18 protein-coding genes, 1 tRNA gene and 1 pseudogene are annotated in these 20,878 nt (G+C 64.0%); 9 read left to right on the forward strand and 11 right to left on the reverse strand.

Annotation, left to right across the window (positions count from 1 at the left end; all coding sequences use genetic code 11):
* The first annotated feature begins 33 nt into the window (after positions 1–33).
* On the forward strand, positions 34–621 hold the full coding sequence (gene epsC / locus CXY73_RS07205; protein WP_104139963.1) for a serine O-acetyltransferase EpsC: 588 nt from the start codon (positions 34–36) through the stop codon (positions 619–621).
* A 47-nt stretch (positions 622–668) separates the two neighbouring features.
* Here the strand turns inward: epsC and prfA are convergent, their stop codons facing one another.
* From prfA to argS, 8 genes are all read right to left on the reverse strand, one after another.
* Positions 669–1,748, reverse strand: a complete 1,080-nt coding sequence (gene prfA / locus CXY73_RS07210) for a peptide chain release factor 1 (protein ID WP_104139966.1) — start codon at positions 1,746–1,748, stop codon at positions 669–671.
* Positions 1,748–4,228: a transcription termination factor Rho gene (gene rho, locus CXY73_RS07215; protein WP_104177298.1), complete on the reverse strand. Its 2,481-nt coding sequence runs from the start codon at positions 4,226–4,228 to the stop codon at positions 1,748–1,750. The genes prfA and rho overlap by 1 nt, the downstream gene beginning before the upstream one ends.
* Positions 4,229–4,510: 282 nt before the next feature.
* Entirely contained in the window at positions 4,511–5,470 is a 960-nt protein-coding gene (thrB, locus tag CXY73_RS07220; RefSeq protein WP_104177299.1) for a homoserine kinase, read from the reverse strand.
* Positions 5,467–6,543 (reverse strand): threonine synthase, encoded by a 1,077-nt coding sequence (gene thrC / locus CXY73_RS07225; RefSeq protein WP_104177308.1) that lies wholly within the window; start codon positions 6,541–6,543, stop codon positions 5,467–5,469. Before thrC ends, thrB begins: the two co-directional genes overlap by 4 nt.
* Before the next feature lie 50 nt (positions 6,544–6,593).
* Entirely contained in the window at positions 6,594–7,931 is a 1,338-nt protein-coding gene (locus tag CXY73_RS07230; RefSeq protein WP_233198193.1) for a homoserine dehydrogenase, read from the reverse strand.
* Complete coding sequence (gene lysA / locus CXY73_RS07235; RefSeq protein WP_233198194.1) at positions 7,928–9,355, reverse strand: diaminopimelate decarboxylase; 1,428 nt, start codon at positions 9,353–9,355, stop codon at positions 7,928–7,930. Before lysA ends, CXY73_RS07230 begins: the two co-directional genes overlap by 4 nt.
* A gap of 138 nt (positions 9,356–9,493) precedes the next feature.
* Positions 9,494–10,276, reverse strand: coding sequence for a DUF2993 domain-containing protein (locus CXY73_RS07240; RefSeq protein WP_104139978.1), 783 nt, complete (start codon positions 10,274–10,276; stop codon positions 9,494–9,496).
* A complete protein-coding gene (argS, locus tag CXY73_RS07245) occupies positions 10,273–11,949 on the reverse strand; it encodes an arginine--tRNA ligase (RefSeq protein ID WP_104139981.1) in 1,677 nt (558 codons plus the stop codon). Before argS ends, CXY73_RS07240 begins: the two co-directional genes overlap by 4 nt.
* A gap of 41 nt (positions 11,950–11,990) precedes the next feature.
* On the opposite strand from argS, the gene CXY73_RS07250 reads away from it, so the two are divergent.
* The 3 genes from CXY73_RS07250 (at position 11,991) to CXY73_RS23505 (ending at position 13,181) form a co-directional block, all read left to right on the forward strand.
* Positions 11,991–12,653, forward strand: a complete 663-nt coding sequence (locus tag CXY73_RS07250) for an iron ABC transporter ATP-binding protein (RefSeq protein ID WP_104177301.1) — start codon at positions 11,991–11,993, stop codon at positions 12,651–12,653.
* A gap of 69 nt (positions 12,654–12,722) precedes the next feature.
* Positions 12,723–12,794, forward strand: a tRNA-Arg gene (locus CXY73_RS07255).
* A 114-nt stretch (positions 12,795–12,908) separates the two neighbouring features.
* Positions 12,909–13,181 (forward strand): transposase, encoded by a 273-nt coding sequence (locus tag CXY73_RS23505; protein ID WP_369831224.1) that lies wholly within the window; start codon positions 12,909–12,911, stop codon positions 13,179–13,181.
* Here the strand turns inward: CXY73_RS23505 and CXY73_RS07265 are convergent.
* The gene (locus tag CXY73_RS07265; RefSeq protein ID WP_233198195.1) at positions 13,164–13,637 is read right to left on the reverse strand and encodes a MarR family winged helix-turn-helix transcriptional regulator; all 474 of its coding nucleotides are present in this window, start codon (positions 13,635–13,637) and stop codon (positions 13,164–13,166) included. The genes CXY73_RS23505 and CXY73_RS07265 overlap by 18 nt on opposite strands.
* Before the next feature lie 57 nt (positions 13,638–13,694).
* Here CXY73_RS07265 and CXY73_RS07270 point away from each other — a divergent pair, with 57 nt between their 5' ends.
* From CXY73_RS07270 to CXY73_RS07280, 3 genes and pseudogenes are all read left to right on the forward strand, one after another.
* The gene (locus tag CXY73_RS07270; RefSeq protein ID WP_104177303.1) at positions 13,695–14,504 is read left to right on the forward strand and encodes a tryptophan-rich sensory protein; all 810 of its coding nucleotides are present in this window, start codon (positions 13,695–13,697) and stop codon (positions 14,502–14,504) included.
* The gene (locus CXY73_RS07275) at positions 14,501–16,150 is read left to right on the forward strand and encodes an MFS transporter (protein ID WP_104177304.1); all 1,650 of its coding nucleotides are present in this window, start codon (positions 14,501–14,503) and stop codon (positions 16,148–16,150) included. Before CXY73_RS07270 ends, CXY73_RS07275 begins: the two co-directional genes overlap by 4 nt.
* Before the next feature lie 179 nt (positions 16,151–16,329).
* Positions 16,330–17,608: pseudogene (locus CXY73_RS07280) on the forward strand (IS1380 family transposase).
* Positions 17,609–17,810: 202 nt separating this feature from the next.
* Here the strand turns inward: CXY73_RS07280 and CXY73_RS07285 are convergent.
* Both CXY73_RS07285 and CXY73_RS21480 read right to left on the reverse strand, forming a co-directional pair.
* A complete protein-coding gene (locus tag CXY73_RS07285; RefSeq protein ID WP_233198196.1) occupies positions 17,811–18,473 on the reverse strand; it encodes a DJ-1/PfpI family protein in 663 nt (220 codons plus the stop codon).
* Positions 18,470–18,697 carry a hypothetical protein gene (locus CXY73_RS21480; RefSeq protein WP_146071675.1) on the reverse strand — a complete coding sequence of 76 codons (228 nt, stop codon included), beginning with the start codon at positions 18,695–18,697 and terminating at the stop codon, positions 18,470–18,472. Before CXY73_RS21480 ends, CXY73_RS07285 begins: the two co-directional genes overlap by 4 nt.
* A 142-nt stretch (positions 18,698–18,839) precedes the next feature.
* On the opposite strand from CXY73_RS21480, the gene CXY73_RS07290 reads away from it, so the two are divergent.
* Positions 18,840–19,301, forward strand: coding sequence for a hypothetical protein (locus CXY73_RS07290; protein WP_104140002.1), 462 nt, complete (start codon positions 18,840–18,842; stop codon positions 19,299–19,301).
* A gap of 224 nt (positions 19,302–19,525) precedes the next feature.
* Positions 19,526–20,722 (forward strand): Fic family protein, encoded by a 1,197-nt coding sequence (locus CXY73_RS07295; protein WP_104177306.1) that lies wholly within the window; start codon positions 19,526–19,528, stop codon positions 20,720–20,722.
* Positions 20,723–20,878 lie beyond the last annotated feature (156 nt).

A 20,878-nucleotide genomic window follows, 5' to 3' on the forward strand; every position in this document is an offset into this window, starting at 1 on the left:
GCTGCCTGCCTCTCAATGAATCCCCCAGAGTCAGTGAGCGTTTTCGGACGCATCCGCGAAGACATTGTGACAGCGCGCACCCACGACCCAGCCGCGCGCAGCAACACCGAGGTGTTCCTTGCCTACAGTGGGCTGCACGCGGTCTGGTCGTATCGGATCGCGAACTGTCTGTGGCGGCGAGGATTATACCTACCCGCTCGCCTGCTGTCTCAGGTGACCCGGTTTCTGACCGGAATTGAGATTCATCCGGGGGCGACCATCGGGCGCCGCCTGTTCATCGACCACGGCATGGGCGTTGTGATCGGCGAAACGGCTGTGCTGGGCAATGACGTGATGCTGTACCACGCGGTGACGCTGGGCGGCAAAAGCCGGCACGGGCATTCACGCGGCGTGCGGCGGCATCCGTTTCTCGACGATGGAGTAACCGTGGGAGCTGGCGCCAAGGTCCTCGGCCCGATCACCATCGGGGCCTGGAGCACAATCGGCTCGAACGCGGTCGTGACCAAAGATGCCCCGCCGCGGTCACTGCTGGTCGGCATTCCCGCGACGGTTCGCCCGCAAACTCCAGCGACCGTCGAGTCGGCCCGCGGCGGCACGCTCGAGCCCGAGTACTACCTCTAGTACTGCGACCGGGCCCGCTTTCCGAGCCCGGTCGGTTGAGGCGGGTGCTACTCGGGGTCGCCGAGCTCGGCCAGGCGAGTTTCCTCGTCGGCGTGGATGCAGGAATCGATCACGGGGCCGAGGGCTCCGTTCATGACGGCGTCGAGGTTGTAGGCCTTGTAGCCGGTGCGGTGATCGGCGATGCGGTTTTCGGGAAAGTTGTACGTGCGAATGCGCTCGGAGCGATCCATGGTACGAATCTGTCCCTTGCGCACGAGCGAGGCCGCCGCGTCGATTTCTTCCTGCTGACGCGCCAGAACCCGGGCCCGCAGCACGCGCATCCCGGCTTCCTTGTTCTGCAGCTGCGACTTCTCGTTCTGCATCGCCACCACGATTCCGGTCGGAAGGTGAGTGATGCGCACGGCGGAGTCGGTGGTGTTGACCGACTGGCCACCGGGCCCGCTCGAGCGATACACGTCGATCTTGAGGTCGTTCGGGTGCAATTCGACCTCTTCGGGCTCGTCGACCTCGGGGAACACGAGCACACCGGCCGCTGAGGTGTGAATGCGTCCCTGCGACTCGGTCGCCGGCACGCGCTGTACGCGATGCACGCCGCCCTCGTACTTTAGGTGCGCCCACACACCCTCGGCGGGGTCGCTTGAGTTGCCCTTGATGGCGAGCTGAATGTCTTTGATGCCGCCGAGGTCGCTCGAAGTCTGCTCGATGATCTCGGTTTTCCAGCGATTCGACTCGGCGTAGTGCAGGTACATGCGCAGCAGATCGGCGGCGAACAGTGCCGATTCGGCACCGCCCTCCCCCATCTTGATCTCCATGATCACGTCGCGGGCGTCGAGTTCGTCGCGAGGAATCAGCAGGCGCCGCAACTTTTCGGCCGTGACCTCCAGCTGCTCGGCCAGATCAGGAATCTCGTCGGCGAAGGCAGCATCTTCGTCGGCGAGTTCACGAGCGGCTTCGAGGTTGTCATCAACCGCTTTCCACTCGTGGTACGCCGCGATGATGCGACTTAACTCGGCATAGCGCCGGTTTACCTTCTTCGAACGGGCCGGATTCGAGTGCAGTTCCGGATCCGCCAACTGCGACTGCAGGTCGTCGTGCTCTGCCAGCAGCGTAAGGACGGATTCGAACATTACTTGTCCTTGTCTGACCCGTTCAGGGTCGGCATCGACTTCTGAACCTGCATGAGGAATTCCACGTTCGACGAGGTCTCCTTGAGACGGCCGAGGATGAGTTCGAGCGCCTGCTGCTGCTCGAGCCCAGCAAGGGCGCGACGCAGCTTCCAGGTGACCTTCACTTCATCCGCGCTCATCAGCATTTCTTCGCGGCGGGTGCCCGATGCGTTTACGTCGACGGCAGGGAAGATGCGCTTGTCGGCCAACTGGCGGGACAGGCGCAGTTCCATGTTGCCGGTGCCCTTGAACTCCTCAAAGATGACCTCGTCCATCTTGGAGCCCGTCTCCACGAGCGCGGAGGCGAGAATAGTGAGCGAGCCACCGTTCTCAATGTTGCGGGCCGCGCCGAAGAAACGCTTCGGCGGATACAGAGCGGATGCGTCGACGCCGCCCGAGAGGATGCGACCGGAGGCCGGCGCCACCAGGTTGTAGGCGCGGCCCAGACGGGTGATCGAGTCGAGTAACACGACAACGTCATGGCCGAGCTCGACCAGACGCTTGGCACGCTCAATGGCGAGCTCGGCGACCGTGGTGTGGTCTTCGGCCGGACGGTCGAAGGTGGAGGCGATGACCTCACCTTTCACCGTGCGCTGCATGTCGGTGACCTCTTCGGGACGTTCATCAACTAGAACGACCATGAGGTGAACCTCGGGGTTGTTGGTGGCAATGGCGTTCGCGATCTGCTGCATGACGATGGTCTTGCCGGCCTTGGGCGGTGCAACGATCAGGCCACGCTGGCCCTTGCCGATCGGAGCGACGAGGTCGATGATGCGCTGGGTAAGCTTGCCCGGCTCGGTTTCGAGGCGCAGGCGCTCCGTCGGGTACAGCGGCGTGAGCTTGTGGAAGTCGACGCGGGACGCGGCTTCTTCAACGGTCTGGCCGTTGATCGAGTCGACCTTGACGATGGCGTTGTACTTCTGGCGGCCGGACTGGTCGCCCTCGTGCGGCTGGCGAATGGAGCCGACGACGGCATCGCCCTTACGCAGGTTGTACTTCTTGACCTGGCCGAGCGAGACGTAGACGTCGCTCGCACCGGGCAGGTAGCCGGAGGTGCGAACGAACGCGTAGTTGTCGAGCACGTCAAGGATTCCGGCGACAGGAATGAGCACGTCGTCGTCGTTGACCTCCGGTTCGAAGTCATCGCCCTGGTTCGGGCCGCGACGCTTGCGGTCACGATAGCGGTTGCGGTTGCCGCGGCTATTCATGTCGTCGTCGAGACGGTCGGGACCCTGGTTACGATCCTGGCCCTGGTTGCGGTCCTGGCCCTGGTTGCGGTCCTGGCCCTGGTTGCGGTCCTGGTTACGGTCCTGGTTACGGTCCTGGTTACGGTCCTGGTTACGGTCCTGGTTACGGTCGGCCTGCGCCTGCGCGCGCTCCTGATTGCGTTCCTGGTTGCGCTCATTGCGCGCCTGACGCTGGCTCTGCGCGCGGGTCATACCCTCGTCGTTTGAGCCGTTTTGGTTGCGGTCGTTCTGGTTGTTCTGATCAACTTGGTTGCGGTCGGTGCCCTGCACCCGGTCGCCACCACGGCTACGGCTGCGGCTGCGGCCCTGACGCGGCGCGTTCGACTCGTTGGAGTCGTCGGTCGACTCGTTTGATTCGTCTGCTGCTTCGACCTGTGAGTCCGCTGTATCGCCGGGCGCCTCGACCGGCGCGGCGGCGTCGGTGTCGGCGTCGGCCGCGGGAACGTTCCGCTGCGACGACGCCCGACGGGACGGACGACGGGCTGCCGGTGCCGTCTCGGCCGGTGCATTCTCGGCCTCGACGCTGTCGGTGGCTTCGCTTTCGATCTGGGCGCTGTCGGCGGATTTGATGACAACGGACGCCGCACCGCCCTGGTGAACCGGTGCAACCTGCACGCGCTTGCGTGCCTGGCGAACTGGCTTGTCGGTGACCGGTTCCGTGTTCTCGCCGGTGTTTTCAGAAACGGATGCCGAAGCATCCGTTATCGGCGCGCTCGTGGCAGCCGCAGCGCCGCGGGCGTTGCGTGCAATACGAGAACCGGCGGCGGGAGCGTCGGGCAGGATGATGCCGAAACCGGTGCTGGCGTCGGCATTGACGTGGGACTTGGCGGGAGCCGCGGTGCTGGTGCTGGCACGACGTGGTGCACGCTTGCGCGGAGCGGTCTCGATGGCCTCAGCGAGGCTCTCGATCGATGCGGACTCGGCCGGCGCCGTCTCAACTACGGGAGCAACGTCGAGGGAAGCAACGGTCAGGGCCGGAGCAGGGTTGCTGACCTGTGCGGTGCTGGTCTGCAAGGTGTCGGCCTGTTCGGTGCTGGATCGAGCCGTTTCGATTGCTTCCACGAGTTCTCCTTTACGAAGTTTGGAAGCGCCGGGGATTTTCAGTTCGAGGGCCAGAGCCTGAAGCTCGGACACGCGAAGGGTACTCAGACGGGGAAGATCCGAGCCAGTGGCACGGAGGTTGACATCAGTCACGAAGGGGGTTCCTTTCCCCTGCCGAACAAAAATTCAGGCCAGGAGATGTATGCAGCGACGAGTGCGCTGCGGGTGATCCAATCCGACAAATGGAGGGGATTGGTGTAAACACACACAGCTACGCACGAAATCGCAATAGCAGTGAGGTACAGGGAATGCATCGGAGAAGATTTCGCCATGGGCGGTTTCTATCGGGTGCGGGTTAATCATAGCACTCCACCGACGGTCGAATCGACAGGCGGGCCGACGCGCACGAGGCACGTCAACCCGATCAGACGCGCGTTACGCGGCGCTCTCAGCCGTGCTCACGGTAGCGAGCGAATGCACGGTGGCTCCCTGCACGTCAACGGCGAGCATGAGCGCCCGCCACGGGGTGTCTGACTGGCTCGCTACGAGTTCGGCTGCGACCAGACGCTGGCCCGGGTCGCTCGCCAGCACCAGAATGGAGGGCCCGGCACCGGACACGACTGCCGCGAAGCCGGCTTCGCGCAGCAGGGTGATGAGCTTGTTCGTCTCCGGCATGGCGGCGGCGCGGTAGCTCTGGTGCAGCTTGTCCTCGGTCGCGGCCAGCAGCAGTTCCGGGCTCTGAATCAGCGCGGCAATCAGCAGCGCTGAGCGAGACAGGTTGAAAACGGCGTCCTCGTGCGGTACGGAAGCGGGTTGCAGGCTGCGCGCGAGCGCGGTGGACATCTCCTGCTCCGGAACGAACACGAGCGGTTTGACGCCGCGGTGTACCACGAGCTTTTTGTGACGCGGGCCTTCAGGGGTGGTCCAGGCGATGGTCAAGCCGCCAAACAGAGCGGGGGCGACATTGTCCGGGTGCCCTTCCATCTCGGTGGCGAGTACGAGCAGCATTTCGGCGTCGATGTCGACCACGCCCTCGAGCAGTCCCTTGGCCGCCATAATGCCCGACACGATGGCCGCACCGGAGGAGCCGAGGCCGCGCCCGTGCGGAATGACGTTATGCGCGACGATGTTGAGCCCGGGCATGGGCTGACCCACTGCCTCGAAGGTATGAATGATCGCACGCACGACGAGATTACTCTCGTCGGTGGGTACCTCACCGGCACCCACTCCGTGCACCTCGACGAAGACGCCGGGTTCGCTGCGCACGGTGACTTCGAGCTGGTCGTACTTGGCCAGCGCGAGGCCGAGCGTGTCGAAACCTGGGCCGAGGTTGGCCGTGGTGGCCGGAACCTGCACCGAGACGGCGCGCCCGATCAGCGAGACAGGACTGGTCATGCCTTGCCCAGGCCGAGCACGCTGGCGATTTCGGCGGTGTCGACCGGAACGATGGTGGGCACGACGTCGGAACCGTCGGCGGTGCGCAGCGCCCAGTTCGGGTCCTTCAGACCGTGGCCGGTGACGGTGATCACGACGGTCGAGCCCTTGGGAATGAATCCGGCCTCGGCGCGCTCGAGCAGACCAGCCACTCCAATAGCGGATGCCGGTTCCACGAAAATCCCGACCTCGGCCGAAAGAATGCGGTGCGCTTCAAGAATTTTCGCATCTGTGATGGCACCGAAATAGCCATCGCTCTGCTCACGCGCGTTCAGCGCAAGGTCCCACGAGGCCGGGTTGCCGATGCGGATAGCGCTTGCGATGGTGTCGGGGTTCTCGACCCGGTGGCCGAGCACGATCGGGGCGCTGCCGGAGGCCTGGAAACCGAACATGCGCGGCAGTTTCGTGGTGGCGCCGCGGGCGACCTCTTCGCTGTAACCGCGAAAATAGGCGGTGTAGTTGCCGGCGTTACCGACCGGAACGAACTGAAAGTCCGGGGCGTCGCCGAGCACCTCGACGACCTCGAAGGCGGCGGTCTTCTGGCCTTCGATGCGGTCAGGATTGACCGAGTTGACCAGGTGCACCGGGTAGTTGGTGGCGAGGTCACGGGCGATGTCGAGGCAGTCGTCGAAGTTGCCCTGCACCTGCAGCAGCTGCGCGTTGTGGGCGACGGCCTGGCTGAGCTTGCCCATGGCGATCTTGCCCTCGGGCACGAGCACGGCGGCGGTGATGCCGGCGTGAGTCGCGTAGGCGGCGGCGGAAGCACTCGTGTTTCCGGTCGAGGCGCAGATGACGGCCTTGGCGCCGTCTTCCATGGCCTTGGAGATGGCCATCGTCATGCCGCGGTCCTTGAACGAACCGGTCGGGTTCATGCCCTCGAACTTGATCCACACCTTGGCGCCGGTGCGCGCGGAGAGCGCAGCGGCCGGAATGAGCGGCGTGCCGCCCTCACCGAGGGTGATGATCGGAGTCTTCTCGGAGATATTCAGTCGATCGGAGTATTCGTTCAGCACCCCGCGCCACTGGCGGCTAATGATCGCGCCGGGCTTGGTCAGGTTGGTACTGGTCTCGCTTGGGCTAAACATCAGACTCCTTCAACTCTCAAAACGGATGCGACTTCGGTAACAACACTGTTGGTGGCCAGGTCTCGCACGGTGGCGGCGAGTGCGGCCTCCGTTGCGTCATGGGTCCCGATCACTAGGGTAGCCGTGGCCGAACGGGCTGCACGACTCTTCGTTGCCATCACGGCCGGCGTCATGGACTGTTCCACGAGCGCGAGCGACACGTTGCGTTGGCCGAAGACGCTCGCGATGGTCGCGAGCACGCCGGGTTCGTCGGTGACCTCGAGAGTCACTGCGTACCGGGTGGTGACCCGGCCGATATCAAAGATGGGCAGTTCGGCGTAGGTCGAGGCGGCGACGCCTGGCCCACCGGCGACGTGACGACGCGCAATAGAAACAACGTCGCCGAGCACAGCGGAGGCCGTCTCCACTCCCCCGGCTCCGGCGCCGTAGAACATGAGACTGCCAGCGGATTCCGCCTCGACGAAGACTGCATTGTTGGCGCCGTGTACCGCGGCCAGCGGATGGCTGCGCGGCACCATTGCCGGGTAGACCCGCGCCGACACACCGTCGACACCATTCTCATCGATGACCCGCTCACAAATGGCGAGCAGCTTCACGACGTAGCCTGCCTTGCGGGCCGATTCGATCTGCGCCGGTGTGACTGATTCAATGCCCTCGCGATAAACGGATGCCAGCGGCACCGTCGTATGAAACGCCAGACTCGCCAGAATGGCCGCCTTCTGCGCCGCGTCGTATCCGCCTATGTCTGCGGTCGGATCAGCCTCGGCGTAACCCAGCGCGGTCGCCTCGGCCAGCGCGTCTTTGAGACTGGACCCGTCGATATCCATCCGGTCGAGAATGAAGTTCGTGGTGCCGTTGACGATGCCGAGAATGCGCTTGACCTGGTCGCCAGCGAGGCTTTCGCGCAGCGGGCGCACGATGGGGATGGCCCCGGCAACCGCGGCCTCGTAGTTGATTTGGGCACCGACCTGATCGGCGGCCGCAAACAACTCGGGTCCGGCTTGGGCGAGGAGCGCCTTGTTGGCGGTGACAACATCCGCTCCACTATTGATCGCCAGCAGAATGTGGCTGCGAGCCGGCTCGATGCCACCCATCAGCTCGATCACGATGTCGGCGCCGAGAATGAGCTCTTCGGCGTTGGTCGTGAACAGTTCGCGGGGCAGGTCGACCGTGCGCTCCGCGTTCACGTCGCGCACCGCAATGCCGACCAGTTCGAGGGTGGCGCCGACGCGGTTGGCCAGTTCAAGGCCCTGTTCCAGCAAGAGGCGGGCCACCTGGGCGCCCACGTTGCCACCGCCGAGGAGCGCGACGCGCAGATTGCGGTATTCGATCTTCAAGATTCTCCTCCATTGAAGGGCTGCTGTGCCCCGGCATCCCGCGCGAGCAGGTCCGCAATCGTTTCGCCGCGCACGAGCACGCGCGCGGAACCATTCAATACGGCAACGACGGGCGCGCGGCCCTGGTAGTTGTAGTTATTGGACAGCGCCCAGCAGTACGCTCCGGTAGCCGGCACGGCGAGCAGGTCGCCGGGGGTCACATCACTCGGCAGATAGTCGGCGTCGACGACGATGTCGCCGCTCTCGCAGTGCTTGCCGGCGATGCGAACGAGCGCGGGCTCGGCGGTCGACGTGCGATCGGCGAGGCGCACCGCATAATCGGCGCCGTACAGGGCCGGGCGAACGTTGTCGCTCATGCCGCCATCGACGCTGACGTAGAGGCGCTGCCTGCCCGACACATCGACGGCTTTGGTGGTGCCGACACGGTAGAGACTCACGCCGGCCCGACCGATGATGACGCGGCCCGGTTCGAACGCGACGACCGGCAGCGGAATGTTCAGTCGGGCGCACTCGGTGGCGACGATGTCGGCCAGGGCCACGGCGAGCTCGCGAATCGGCGTGGGTTCGTCGGCGCTCGTGTAGGCGATGCCGAAGCCACCGCCGAGGTTGAGTTCGGGGACCGGGCCGCCGGCGAGCAGGACGGCGTGCAGGTCGAGCAACCGGGCGGCCGACTCGGCGAATCCGTCTGCACCAAAGATCTGAGAGCCGATGTGGCAGTGCAGACCAACGAAGTTGAGCGCGGGCTCGGCCCGAATCAGCGCGACCAGCCTCGGCGCGTCGGTGAGCACGATGCCGAACTTCTGGTCTTCGTGCGAGGTTGCCAGAAATTCGTGGGTATGGGCGTGCACTCCGCTGTTCACACGCAGGCGCACGTTCTGCGCGCGTCCGTGGCGCGCGGCGGCTTCGGCGACGCGACCGATTTCAACCTCGCTGTCGATGACGATCGTACCGACGCCCACCCGCGTGGCCTGGTCGAGTTCGGCGAGTGATTTGTTGTTGCCGTGAAAGCCGAGCCTTGCCGGGTCGGCACCGCCCGCCAGCGCGACGGCGAGTTCTCCGCCGCTGCAGACGTCGATGTTCAGGCCGGCGTCGCTGACCCAGCGCACGACCTCGGTCGAGAGAAAAGCCTTGCCGGCGTAGTACACCTTGACGCTCGTGCCGATACGGGCGAACTCGGCCTGGAACACGGTGAGCAGCTCGGCGGCGCGAGCTCGGGCATCCGCTTCATCGATGACATACAGAGGAGTGCCGAATTCGGCGGCGAGGGCCGCTGCGGTGACACCGCCGATGGACAATTCTCCGCCAGGGCTGCGGGTCGCTGAAGTCGGCCAGAGCCCAGGTGCGAGCGCGTTGGCGTCGGCGGGGACGCACAGCCAGTCGGGGGCCAGGGGGTTGGGCAAGCCTTCTAAGGAGCGTGTCGTCACGGGAAGTACCTCACGAGAGTCGAAGGGGAATCTCAGCGAGCGAACCCGGATTGGTCCCTGAAGCCGGAAAATTGGTCAGCCCACAGGGAGCGGGCGTGCCTGACGCGTATTCTACCGTCGCGGGTGGCGACGTTCGAATTAACTGGAGCAGCTGCCAAGGGTGGTCAGCGACTGCACTGTGAGCCGTAAAGTGCTCGACTCCAGCGTAACCCGTGCCCGCTCTGGTGAAATGTCGACATCGCTCAGCTCGACTCCCTCGGGCAGATAACTGGCCACGCAAACTCCAATCGGGGCCTGTTGCAAGATGAGATTGACGAGCGGTGTGGCGTCGATGTCGCCGACACCACTCGTGACGGTCGCTGCGGTGGGGGTGAAATTCAGGGTATCGCCGGTGGCGCTGGCCGTGGCCGTCGCACTGTATCCGACGTTGAACTCGAACAATTTCACCGACGCGGTTAAGGCAACGTCATCGTCCCCGAGAGCCAGTACGGCGTCGGCCGGAGCGCTGCCGGAGGCTCGAACGAGCTGATTGAGGGCGGGCTCATCGAGGTCAAGGGTCGCGCTGAGCGAGCCAATCGCCTTGGCCGTATTGGTCGACACATCGCGGGCAATGACATGAACGGATGCCGGCACACCGTCGACGGTCAGCTTCGGCGCGGTCAGTTCCACTTGGTCGAAATTACCCCCAATGAACTGTGCGATCACCGAAGTGCCGCCGATACTGACGGTGACGTCGCCGGTCACGGAGGCGGGCATCCGCTTGCTGATTTCCGTTTCGGCGCGGTCCTGGGCAAAGGCACGCAGTCCGCTGTCGACTAGGAAGAACGCGACCACCAGCAGCCCGACCAGCACACCGACAATGATGAGCGGAACAAGACCGCGGCGTTTGCGCTTGATCACGATTTCATTCACCACGGTCACATGCGCTCCGGAGCGGTGACGCCGAGCAGGCTGAGTCCGTTACGGATCACCTGGCCGGTTGCGTCGTTGAGCCACAGGCGGGTGCGGTGCAGGTCGGTGACGGGTTCCTCGCCGAGCGGGATCACGCGGCAGTTGTCGTACCAACGGTGATAGTAGCCGGCGACCTCTTCGATGTAACGGGCAACGCGGTGGGGCTCCCGCAGTTCGGCGGCCTGCGCGACGACACGTGGAAACTCCTGCAATACCCCGAGCAGTGCCGATTCGCTATCGTGCACGAGCAACTCGGGCGAGAAGACCGAGCGTTCGACGCCGCTCGCTAGCGCGTTGCGGGCGACCGAGCAGGTGCGGGCGTGGGCATACTGCACGTAGAAGACGGGGTTGTCATTGGTGCGTTTGCCGAGCAGGTCGAGGTCGATATCGAGCTGCGAGTCACTGTTCGAGCGCACCAGCGCGTAGCGGCCAGCGTCAACACCGACGGCGTCGACGAGGTCGTCGAGGGTGACGATGGTGCCGGCACGCTTACTCATGCGCACCGGTTCGCCGTCTTTGAGCAGGTTGACCATCTGGCCAATCAAAATCTGCAGGTTCACGCCGGGCTCGTCGCCGAAGGCCGAGACCATCGCCATCATGCGGCCGACGTAGCCGTGGTGGTCGGCACCGAGCATGATCAGGCACTGGTCGAATCCGCGCTCACGCTTGTCGAGGTAGTAACCCAAGTCACCCGAAATGTAGGCTGGTTCACCATTTGAGCGGATGATCACCCGGTCACGATCGTCGCCGAAGGTAGTCGTGCGCAGCCAGATGGCGCCTTCCGCTTCGAAGATGTGGCCCTGTTCGCGCAGGCGTTCAATGGCACGGTTGACGGCGCCGGACTCGTGCAACGAGTCTTCGTGAAAGTACACGTCGAAATCGACGCCGAAACCGTGCAGCTTGTCTTTGATCTCGGTGAACATAAGGTCGACACCGATCGAGCGGAACACCTCTTGCTGCTCATCGCGGGGAAGGACGGCAACGTCGCCGTCGAACTTGGCGAGCACGTTCACGGCAATATCGCCAATGTACGCTCCGCCGTAGCCGTCCTCCGGGGTGGACTCGCCGAGGTAGCTCGCGAGTACGCTGCGGGCGAAGCGGTCGATCTGCGAACCGTGGTCGTTGAAGTAGTACTCGCGGGTGACGTCGGCGCCCTCGGCCTGCAGCACGCGGGCGAGGCTGTCGCCAACCGCAGCCCAACGCACGCCGCCCATGTGGATTGGGCCGGTGGGGTTGGCCGAGACGAATTCGAGGTTGATTTTGAGGCCGTCGTAAAGGTGACCGGTTCCGTAAGCGTCGCCCAGGTTGACGATGGTCTGCGCGAGTGCGCCCGCGGCCGCAGCTTCGAGGCGAATGTTAATGAAGCCCGGACCGGCGATTTCAACGGATGCGACATCCGCCAGCTGTTCGAGACCAGCGGCCAGCTCTGCGGCGATTTCACGCGGGTTGGCACCGAGCGGTTTGGCGATTTTCAACGCGATGCTCGAGGCCCAGTCACCGTGGTTGCGATTGCGCGGACGTTCGACGGCGACGTCGGCGAGGGTGAGTCCAAGGTCGACCCTTACCGTGTCAGCCTCGCTTCGGCGTTCGCTGACGTCCTGGATGAGATCGAAAAGGGACTGGGAGAGTTCGGCAGGAGTCACTGAACAATCGTACCGGCCCCTCCTGTTGGTAAGGTCAACGGGTGACTGATACCCGCGTCTACCCCTCATTTTCCCCCACTGCTCCCCGCTCCGCGCGGCGACGAGCCGACCTGGTACTCGCCGGTAGCGCTCTGTTCGCGCTCGTTCTAAGCGGCTGCGCGAGTGGTGCCGAGCCGACGCCAACGGATTCCGCGGCGGCGACGAGCACAGCATCCGCTGACCCAACGACGAGCGCTAAGCCGTCGTCGTCTCCGACACCGACACCGGAAGCGACCGGTTCTTCGATCACGCAGATCTGTGGCGACCTGCTCACCCTGCAGAACGTCTATGATTTCAACCCGAATTACGGCTCCGCCCCGAATTATTCACCAACCGCTGACGGTCTGGCCGAGACCGCCACGGCCTACAACGGGCTGACCTGCGGCTGGTCGAACCAGACCAGCGGCGAACTCATCGAGGTCTCGGTCGTGGCGCCCAACGATGTGTTGATGACCACGCTCAAGCAGCAGGCGGATGCCGAGAGTCAGGCCGTGCCGACCTACGGAACCCCGCCAACCGTTGACGGCTTCTTTACTTACTCCGGCGGCGTGGGCGAGGCGCAGGTGTTCACCGGAACCTACTGGATCACCCTGAGCACCCCGGCGTTCGGTGAGCCCGGAGACGCCGAGAGTCTCCTCTCGGTGATTCTCGCGCACCTCGGGTAGCGGATGCTGGTGACTCGGACCCGATGGGTCATCGCAACCGGCCCGTGATGCTAACCTTGAATCACCCTGGCCCCCATAGCTCAGGGGATAGAGCACTGCCCTCCGGAGGCAGGGGCGGCAGTTCGAATCTGCCTGGGGGCACACCCGCCAGATCCGCGTAATCACGCAGATCTAAGCCATTTCAGTCGTAATTGCAGATGTCGGCAATTAGTCGCTTGCCCACATTCATTTTAATAAAAACCTGATTCAGCGCTGCTGCGACGCTGTTTAAGCCCGCGTCAAAAAGGCTGTAGGCCTCCCGGCTTCGACAAGGAGTCCCACAAGCGCCGCGACGTGATCGAGCGATGCTTCGAGGCGTTCGAACAATGGCGCGGCGTCGCGACCCGGTACGCCAAGCTCGCCGTAACCTACCGCGGCGGAGTCATCCTCCGGGCGATCACGATCTGGTTGAAGCCGTTAGGAGACACGCCCCAGGGTGTGCCCCGCTTGCTAAATATGGGACGGTCCGGGTTACCAGCGGCGGGCTGAGGCGGCGGAGATGATCGTGAGCAGCGCATCACGCATCGCATCCGCGTTCTCGAGCTCGGGAAAGAGGTCGGCCTCGAGCGTGCGTGACTTCTCCCAGACAACGGTGCCGGCATCCGTTCTGACCACGGAGTGTCGCCGGGCGTCGTGCTTGTCCCGGGTACGCACGACGTAGCCCTGGCGCTCGAGTCGTTCGAGGGTGCGGGACATAGTCTGCGTCTGCACGCGGGCGGCATGCGCGAGTTCGGTCTGACTGAGCGGCCCCGAGCAGAGCAGGTGCAGTGCCACCATGCCGGCGTGGGTCAGTCCCAGCTGGTCCAGCGCCTCCACCCAGGCGTGTTCGACCAGCCGCGCGGCGGTCGAGAGCAGGCGTCCGGTCGGCCAGCAGGCCATGGACTCCTGCAATTTCGCCGGTCTCGGCTCCTGCTCCGCTGGGGGTTCCGGATCAGGTGTAGTCATGCCCCTAATCTAGTGCTAACGTCAACTAATCAGCTAGCTGATTACTAGGAGACTGAGATGAAACAGAGCAACGATCGTCTGCGCCAGACAGTGGTGCTGGTCAGTGCGATCCTGGCCATCGTGGGATCGTTCATCGGTTCGGGCGCCGCCGGCGGAACCCCGATCCAGAACGCGTCGGGCGGGGCCCTGGCCGCCGATGCAACCCTGATCGCCCCCGCCGGCCCAGCATTCGGCATCTGGACCCCGATCTACCTCGGCCTCATCGCCTACGCCATCTGGCAGTTCCTGCCGGCGCAGACAACGGATGCCCGGCAGCGCACCCTCGGCTACCCGGTCGCCGCGTCGCTGGCCCTGAACGCGGCCTGGATTCTCAGCATCCAGTTCGACCTGCTCGCACTCAGTGTCCCCGTGATCGTGCTGCTTCTGGCCGTGCTTATCCGGGCGTTCCAGCTCACCCTCGCCTCGCGGCCGAGAAATTTGGTCGAGACGATCGTCGCCGACGGTACGATCGGCCTGTACTTGGGCTGGGTCAGCATTGCCACCGCGGCGAACGTGACGGCCGTGCTCGTCGCCGCCGGCTTCGGCGGCTTCGGCATCAGCGCGGACGTTTGGGCAGTCGGGGTGATCGCGGTGGCCGGTCTGGTCGGCGTGTTGATCGCGCTCTCCGGGCGTGGCCGGCTCGCCCCCTCCGCATCTCTCTGCTGGGGACTCGCCTGGATCGCCGTCGCCCGCCTCATAGGCACCCTCCTCTCCACCCCGACCGCGATCGCGGCCCTCGTCGCGGTGGTTACTATTCTCACCGTCACTGTCACCATTCGCATCCGAAGCTCCTCCCCCACGTCAATGCGAGGGCTGGTACCCGCATGACCAGCACCGCCCTCTCGGCCCGCCGCCGCTGGGCCGGCCTCGTCTTCATCAGCGTCGCGATTGCCCTGATAATCGTCGACTCCACGATCATCAACGTCGCCATCCCCTCGATCGTGGACGACCTGGGCATCACGTCGACACAGGTGCAGTGGGTGCAGGAGAGCTACACGCTCGTCTTCGCCGCGCTCCTGCTCGTGTTCGGCACGCTCGCCGACCGTTTCGGGCGCCGCCGCATCTTGGTGCTCGGCGTGATCGTTTTCACCACGGCATCCGTTTTCGCCGCGTTCTCCCAATCGGGCGACCTGCTGATCCTGGCCCGGCTGATCCAGGGCGTCGGCGGCGCGATGGTACTCCCTACCACCCTGTCGATCATCAACGCCACCTTCCGTGGCCGGGACCGCGGCATCGCGTTCGCGATCTGGGGCTCGACCATCGGTGGCATGGTGGCCGTCGGCCCGCTGCTCGGCGGCTGGCTCACCACCTACTTCTCCTGGCGCTGGGCGTTCGGCATCAACGTGCCCCTCGGCATCGTCATCATCATCGGCGTGCTGGTCTTCGTGCTCGATTCCCGGGATGCCGGGGAGCCTCGCCGCGTCGACGTGGTCGGTGCCATCCTCTCCGTCATCACCAGCGCCTCGCTCGTCTTCGGGTTGATCGAGGGTCGCACCTACGGCTGGTGGCTCACCAACAACGCCCCGACGTTCGGCGACTGGACCTGGCCGTACTCATGGTCGGTTATCCCCCTCGTCTTCCTGCTCACCATCGTTTCCGGGATCGCCTTCGTCGCTTGGGGACGCTACCGGCAGAGGGCCGGCAAGACCACCCTGCTCGCCTTCTCTCTGTTCGCGATCCCGTCGTTTCGCAACGGCAACATCGCCGCCATGATCGTGTCGCTCGGCGAATTCGGCATCATCCTCTCGCTGCCGCTCTGGTTGCAGAACGTGCTCGGCTATGACGCCCTGCAGACAGGTTTCGTGCTGCTCGCCCTCGCGGTGGGATCGTTCGTGGCCAGCGGACTGTCGGGCGCGTTCGGTAACAAGACCTCGCCGGAGACGATCGTGCGCATGGGCATCGTCGCCGAGATCATCGGTGTCACCGGGCTCGGCATCGTCATCACTGCGGAAGCCACCTGGCTGGTAGTCGTGCCGTTCTTGTTCGTCTACGGGATCGGCGTCGGCCTGGCCACCGCGCAGCTGACCGGCGTGGTGCTCAAGGACGTCCCCGTAGCGCAGAGCGGCCAGGGCTCCGGCACCTCCAGCACCGCCCGGCAGATCGGGTCCGCACTCGGAATCGCGGTGCTCGGCACTGTGCTGTTCACCGCGGTCGGCGCATCGCTCGACGCGAAGTTGTCCTCCGTGCCGGGCCTGCCGACACAGACCCAGATGCAAATCGTCGACGCGGTCGTGAACAGTGCTGGTTCCGCGATCCCGGTTCTCGAGGCGCAGAGTCCGGCTGTGGCGGATGCCGCGCGGGAGGCCTTCAGCGACGGTACCCGATACTCGGCCTTCGCCGCAGCCGGGTTCCTCGTGCTCGGCTTCCTTGCTACGCTGCGGCTCTCCGGAACGGCGCCGCACCACGAGCAGCGCGAAGAGGAAGCGGTCGGCGAGAGCGACACCGCGGTCCGGACGTCGGGAGAGCCGGTCTAAGCCTGAATCCACCGGTCGGCCTTGAGGTTTTGACGGCGCGTTAAACCGAGAATATCGTTCTGATCAGCTAAAATAGTTGTTATCTAGACAAACTATTCAGCGCTCAGGGAGACATCTCGTAGATGTAACTTTCTCACACTCACCGGTCCTTATCTGCGTTCTTCGACGACCCCAACCTCGTGTCGTCAGCCGGACTGGTCCCCACGATGGCACTGGCTGCAAAAACGGGCCTCGGCTCCCTGATCGATGAGTGGGTGAAACTGCCCGGTTACTTCGGTGCGAATGCCGGCCTGAAAGCACTGGCACTGGTCGCAGGAATGCTCACCGGCGCCGACTCCATCGGTGATATGGCCGTGCTCCGGCACGGTGCTCTCCGGAAATTGTTCACCGGAACCTATGCGCCCTCGACCCTGGGATCGTTCCTGCGCGCCTTCACTTTCGGCCATGTCCGCCAGCTCGACGCCGCCGCGTCCCGGTGGCTGCGGAACCTCGCCGCCGTCACGCTGATCGTGACCGGTATCGACGACCTCGCCCTAGTCGATATCGACGACACCATCAGGGAAGTGCGCTGCTACAAGAAGCAAGGCGCCGGTTTTGGTTACTCCGGTGTCCGCGGCCTCAACGCCCTGCTCACCATCGTCAGCACCGGATCAGCCGCTCCGATCATCGTCAGTTCCCGGCTACGGAAAGGCCCCACAAACTCCGCCCGCGGCGCAAAGAAATTCGTCGCCGACACCCTCGCGACCGTGAAACGACTGCGCAGCCCAACCGCGAAAGGAATGCTGCTCCTACGAGCGGACAGCGCTTACTACGTCAGCGCCGTCATCAAAGCAGCCCTCCGCGCCGGCGCGATGGTTTCGATCACGGCACGCCTGAATTCGCTGGTGAAAGCGGGTATCAGCTCCATCCCCAATACAGCGTGGACCCCGATCAAATACACCAACGCGATCTTCGACGACGCCACCGGGCGGTGAATCTTGCGACGCGGAAGTCGCCGAGATTCCCTTCACCGCGTTCGGCTCCACGAAGAAGAGCGAACAAATCCCTGGACGCCTCGTCGTGCGTCGTATCCCGGAACTGAACAAGACCGTCGAGGCCGGTCAAGGCACCCTTTTCGACCTGTTCCGCCTTCACGCATTCTTCACCACCAGCACACTCAACACCGTTGACGCCGACAAAACCCACCGTCACCACGCGGTCATCGAAAATTTGAACGCTGACATGAAAGCGTCGGCGATGGCGCACTTCTCGGCCGGGGTATTCACGGCCAACGCGGCCTGGCTCGTCCTGGCCTGCATTACGTTCAACCTCACCCGCGCCGCCGGCACACTGGCCAGCGGCGCCCTCGGAAAAGCCGTCACCGCGACCGTTCGCCGCAAACTCATCAACGTCGCCGCCAGAATATCCACGTCGGCACGACGCGTCACGATACACCTACCCGAAAACTGGCCCTGGTAAGAAGGCTGGACGGCGCTGTTCATCAGCGTTTGCAGCCCGCCCGGCGGCGCCGCCCCCTAACCATCCAGCCCAACCGGGCCCAACCAGAAACCCCAGTGGAACACCCAGGCATCGAGGCCCACAGCTTGACCGCACCCAAAACCCCGAAAGAGGATCGAGCCCAAATCAAGAATTCTTCAGAAGCCGACCGGTGGATTCAGGCTTAGAACAATCCGTTTGCTGCAGCGAGGGGATCCCAGTGAGCGTCCGTGTGAATCTCTAGCTCGGCTGCGGCGGCCGCCGCCGCAGCCTCTGGCCTGAAGAGATGCGCAACGAGTGCGGCGGTCATGTCAATTCCTGCCGCAACTCCTGAAGACGTCCATCGGCTGCGGTCCTCTACCCACGGTGCTTGAGCGACCCATTCGACGGACAATCCATGCGACGTCGCCCATCCGTACGCGCGTTTATTGGTCGTCGCTCGAAACCCATCGAGCAGCCCGGCCGCGGCGAGCCCCGCAGCACCGGTGCACACCGAGGTCACCAGTCGTGCGTCGCTCGCCCACGCTGCTAGCCACTCGAGGAATCCTGCGTCGTTGACGAGCGAGCGAGTACCTCGTCGTCCAGGAACGAGAACAATGTCGGGAAGTTTCGCGTCACGGTAGCCAACGGTCGCCACGACCTCGGCACCCTGGCTGCTCCTCACAAGCCCTGGAGCGGGGCCGACCAATTCGACAGAGAACGCCTGCGGCAGCATTCTAGGTAGGCCTACCGGGCCAAAGACGTCGAGTAGCTCGAACCCGTCGAAAAGGACAATCGAGACGCGCCGGCGAGACTCGTCCATGCCACCTAAACCGCTCGAGCGGTTGGCCGAATCTGGGTTAGTCACGCGGTAGAACGCCACCCGGTCGCTCGCGATAGCTTCCGCAGATTCAGCACTGCGGTGAGCACTGCGGTGAGCACTGCGGTCAGTGCGATGAGGACGAGAACACCCCCGCCCGCCAAGGTCTGCATGGACGAAGATTGTGCGATTAAAAACGCGCCAAACCCCATGGCGGGGACCGCGATGGCGTTAAGTGACCACCACGCGAGCGATTCTTTTCTCTTCCCCATAAGTGCAGTATCCCCGACGGCAGCACTCTCGGCTTGACGAGTACCTCCCGCTCACCGGAATCAGGGAGTAGCGCGTCCCTCAAGACCAACCGTCAACGCGAACCCGCCAATTACCCTATGGCTCCCCTAGAATCGAGGCGTCATGATGTTCACGCGCCGTATTCTCGCCGCCCTGCTCGTCGCGGTTCCGACCGTGGCCGTCGGAATCGTGGTGATGCAATGGACCCCCTTGCCGAACCCTCTGAACGTGCAGTGGTCCGGTACCGAGGTCTCGAACACGCAACCGTTGTGGATGTTCTTCCTGCCTATCGCGGCTTTAACGCTCGGTGGCTTCGCCCTGGCCATCGCCGCAGTCGTCGATCGCGACCATGAGGAGCCCTTTCAAGGAACGCTCTACATCGCGGCGGTACTGACTTCAGGCAGCGCCGGGGCGTGCTGGGCGCTCCTCGCGATGAACCTTGGCTATGCCGCACCGACCGGCCCGGCCTTCCTCGGCGCGCTGGCGCTTGCGCCGGTGTACGCCCTGCTCCCGTTGGCCGCCGTCGGCATCCACGCACGGCACCGATCAAGCATCGACCAAGACATAGTGGAGGACCTCACATAGACCGTCACTCCTTTAATGCACGGGTCCCACGACTTCGACCGTAAGACGGACGCCCACCAGGGCACCTAAACACGCGATCGCCGGCTTTGGGTCCGTTCCGATAAGGGAACCCTCTACGGGACGAACAATTGCGCTTCAGTCTTTAGATCCGGCGTGCGGGATAAGTCAGAATAGAACGCGCACATAACTATGGATCTACCGCTAAGCATTGGTATAGTCATTCCATGGCCACGTTTGACGAAAAGTTACCCTGGGCGCCGATCGGTTACGAGGAACGGCCCTGGCGCAGCGTCCAAGACGACTATGGCTCACGAACGCAGAAGCGTCTGGCATCCGGGCCGTACTTGGCGTCGGTGCCCGCATTCATTGCCGATCTCGATATCCCGCTGAACGGCGAACTCCACGCGCTGACCGAAGAGGCCGCCAGCGAGCTTGCCCGCTTCGATGCCGAAGTGGGACAGATCGCGGCACCATTCGCATCCATTCTCCTGCGCACGGAGAGCGCCTCCAGCTCAGCGATTGAGAATCTCACGAGCGAAGCACGCCAGATCGCCCTGGCGGAGATCGGTGGGCACGCCTCGAAGAACGCACAGCTTATCGTCGGCAACGTCCGAGCGATGCAAGCGGCCCTGGCACTCTCCGAGTCCATCGACGGACGCGCCATCCTGGAAATGCATCGCGCACTCCTCGAGCACAGCAATCCGGACATCGTCGGTCACTGGCGTGACCAACAGGTCTGGATCGGAGGTGGGAACCTCGGGCCCCACACCGCACAGTTTGTGCCGCCGCATCACGATCGAGTTCTCGAACTCATGGACGATCTCGTCGCCTTCGCCAGCCGCGACGACCTTCCTTTGCTCGCTCAGACCGCGATCGCTCACGCTCAATTCGAAACAATCCACCCGTTCCCTGACGGCAACGGAAGAGTCGGTCGCGCGCTTATTCAGGCGATGCTGCGTGCTGGGAAGCTCACTCACAATGTGGCCGTTCCGGTATCCGCGGGGCTCCTCCACGACACCAGTCGATATTTCGAGTCCCTCAGCGCATACCGGTCCGGGGATATTGTCCCGATAATCCGCTCCATCGCGGAGGCATCGTTCGCCGCGGTGCACAACGGACGCATCCTCGTAGCGGATCTAGAAACTGTGCAGGTCGACTGGCGCGGGCGCATCAACGCAAGACGAGACTCGGCGGCCCATCGACTAGTAGGCGTTTTGCTTCGTCAACCCGTGATCGGAGCGGCCGCAGCCGCGGCTGAGCTTGGCGTCTCGACAGTCAACGCTCAGGTCGCTATCGACCGACTCGTTGACGCTGACATTCTGACTCAAATTACCGACGGACGGCGAAATCGAATCTGGCTCGCCAAAGACGTCGTTCGGGTCCTTGACGAATTTGGCGCCCGGGCGAAGAGGCGCCGATAGTCGGTGTTCCGCGTCGCCGGTTGGGGACAACATGCAGAGCCGGGGGTCGGGGCGCGCAATGTCTCATAGGGGAACGGCGGATTCAACCGGTCGTCGCAACGATGGGTTTTTCTGGCTCTGACAATAGTCGTTGCATGGCTTGAGTGGGTGTGATGC

The organism is Cryobacterium sp. Y50 (assembly GCF_002929805.1).
GTDB lineage: Bacteria > Actinomycetota > Actinomycetes > Actinomycetales > Microbacteriaceae > Cryobacterium.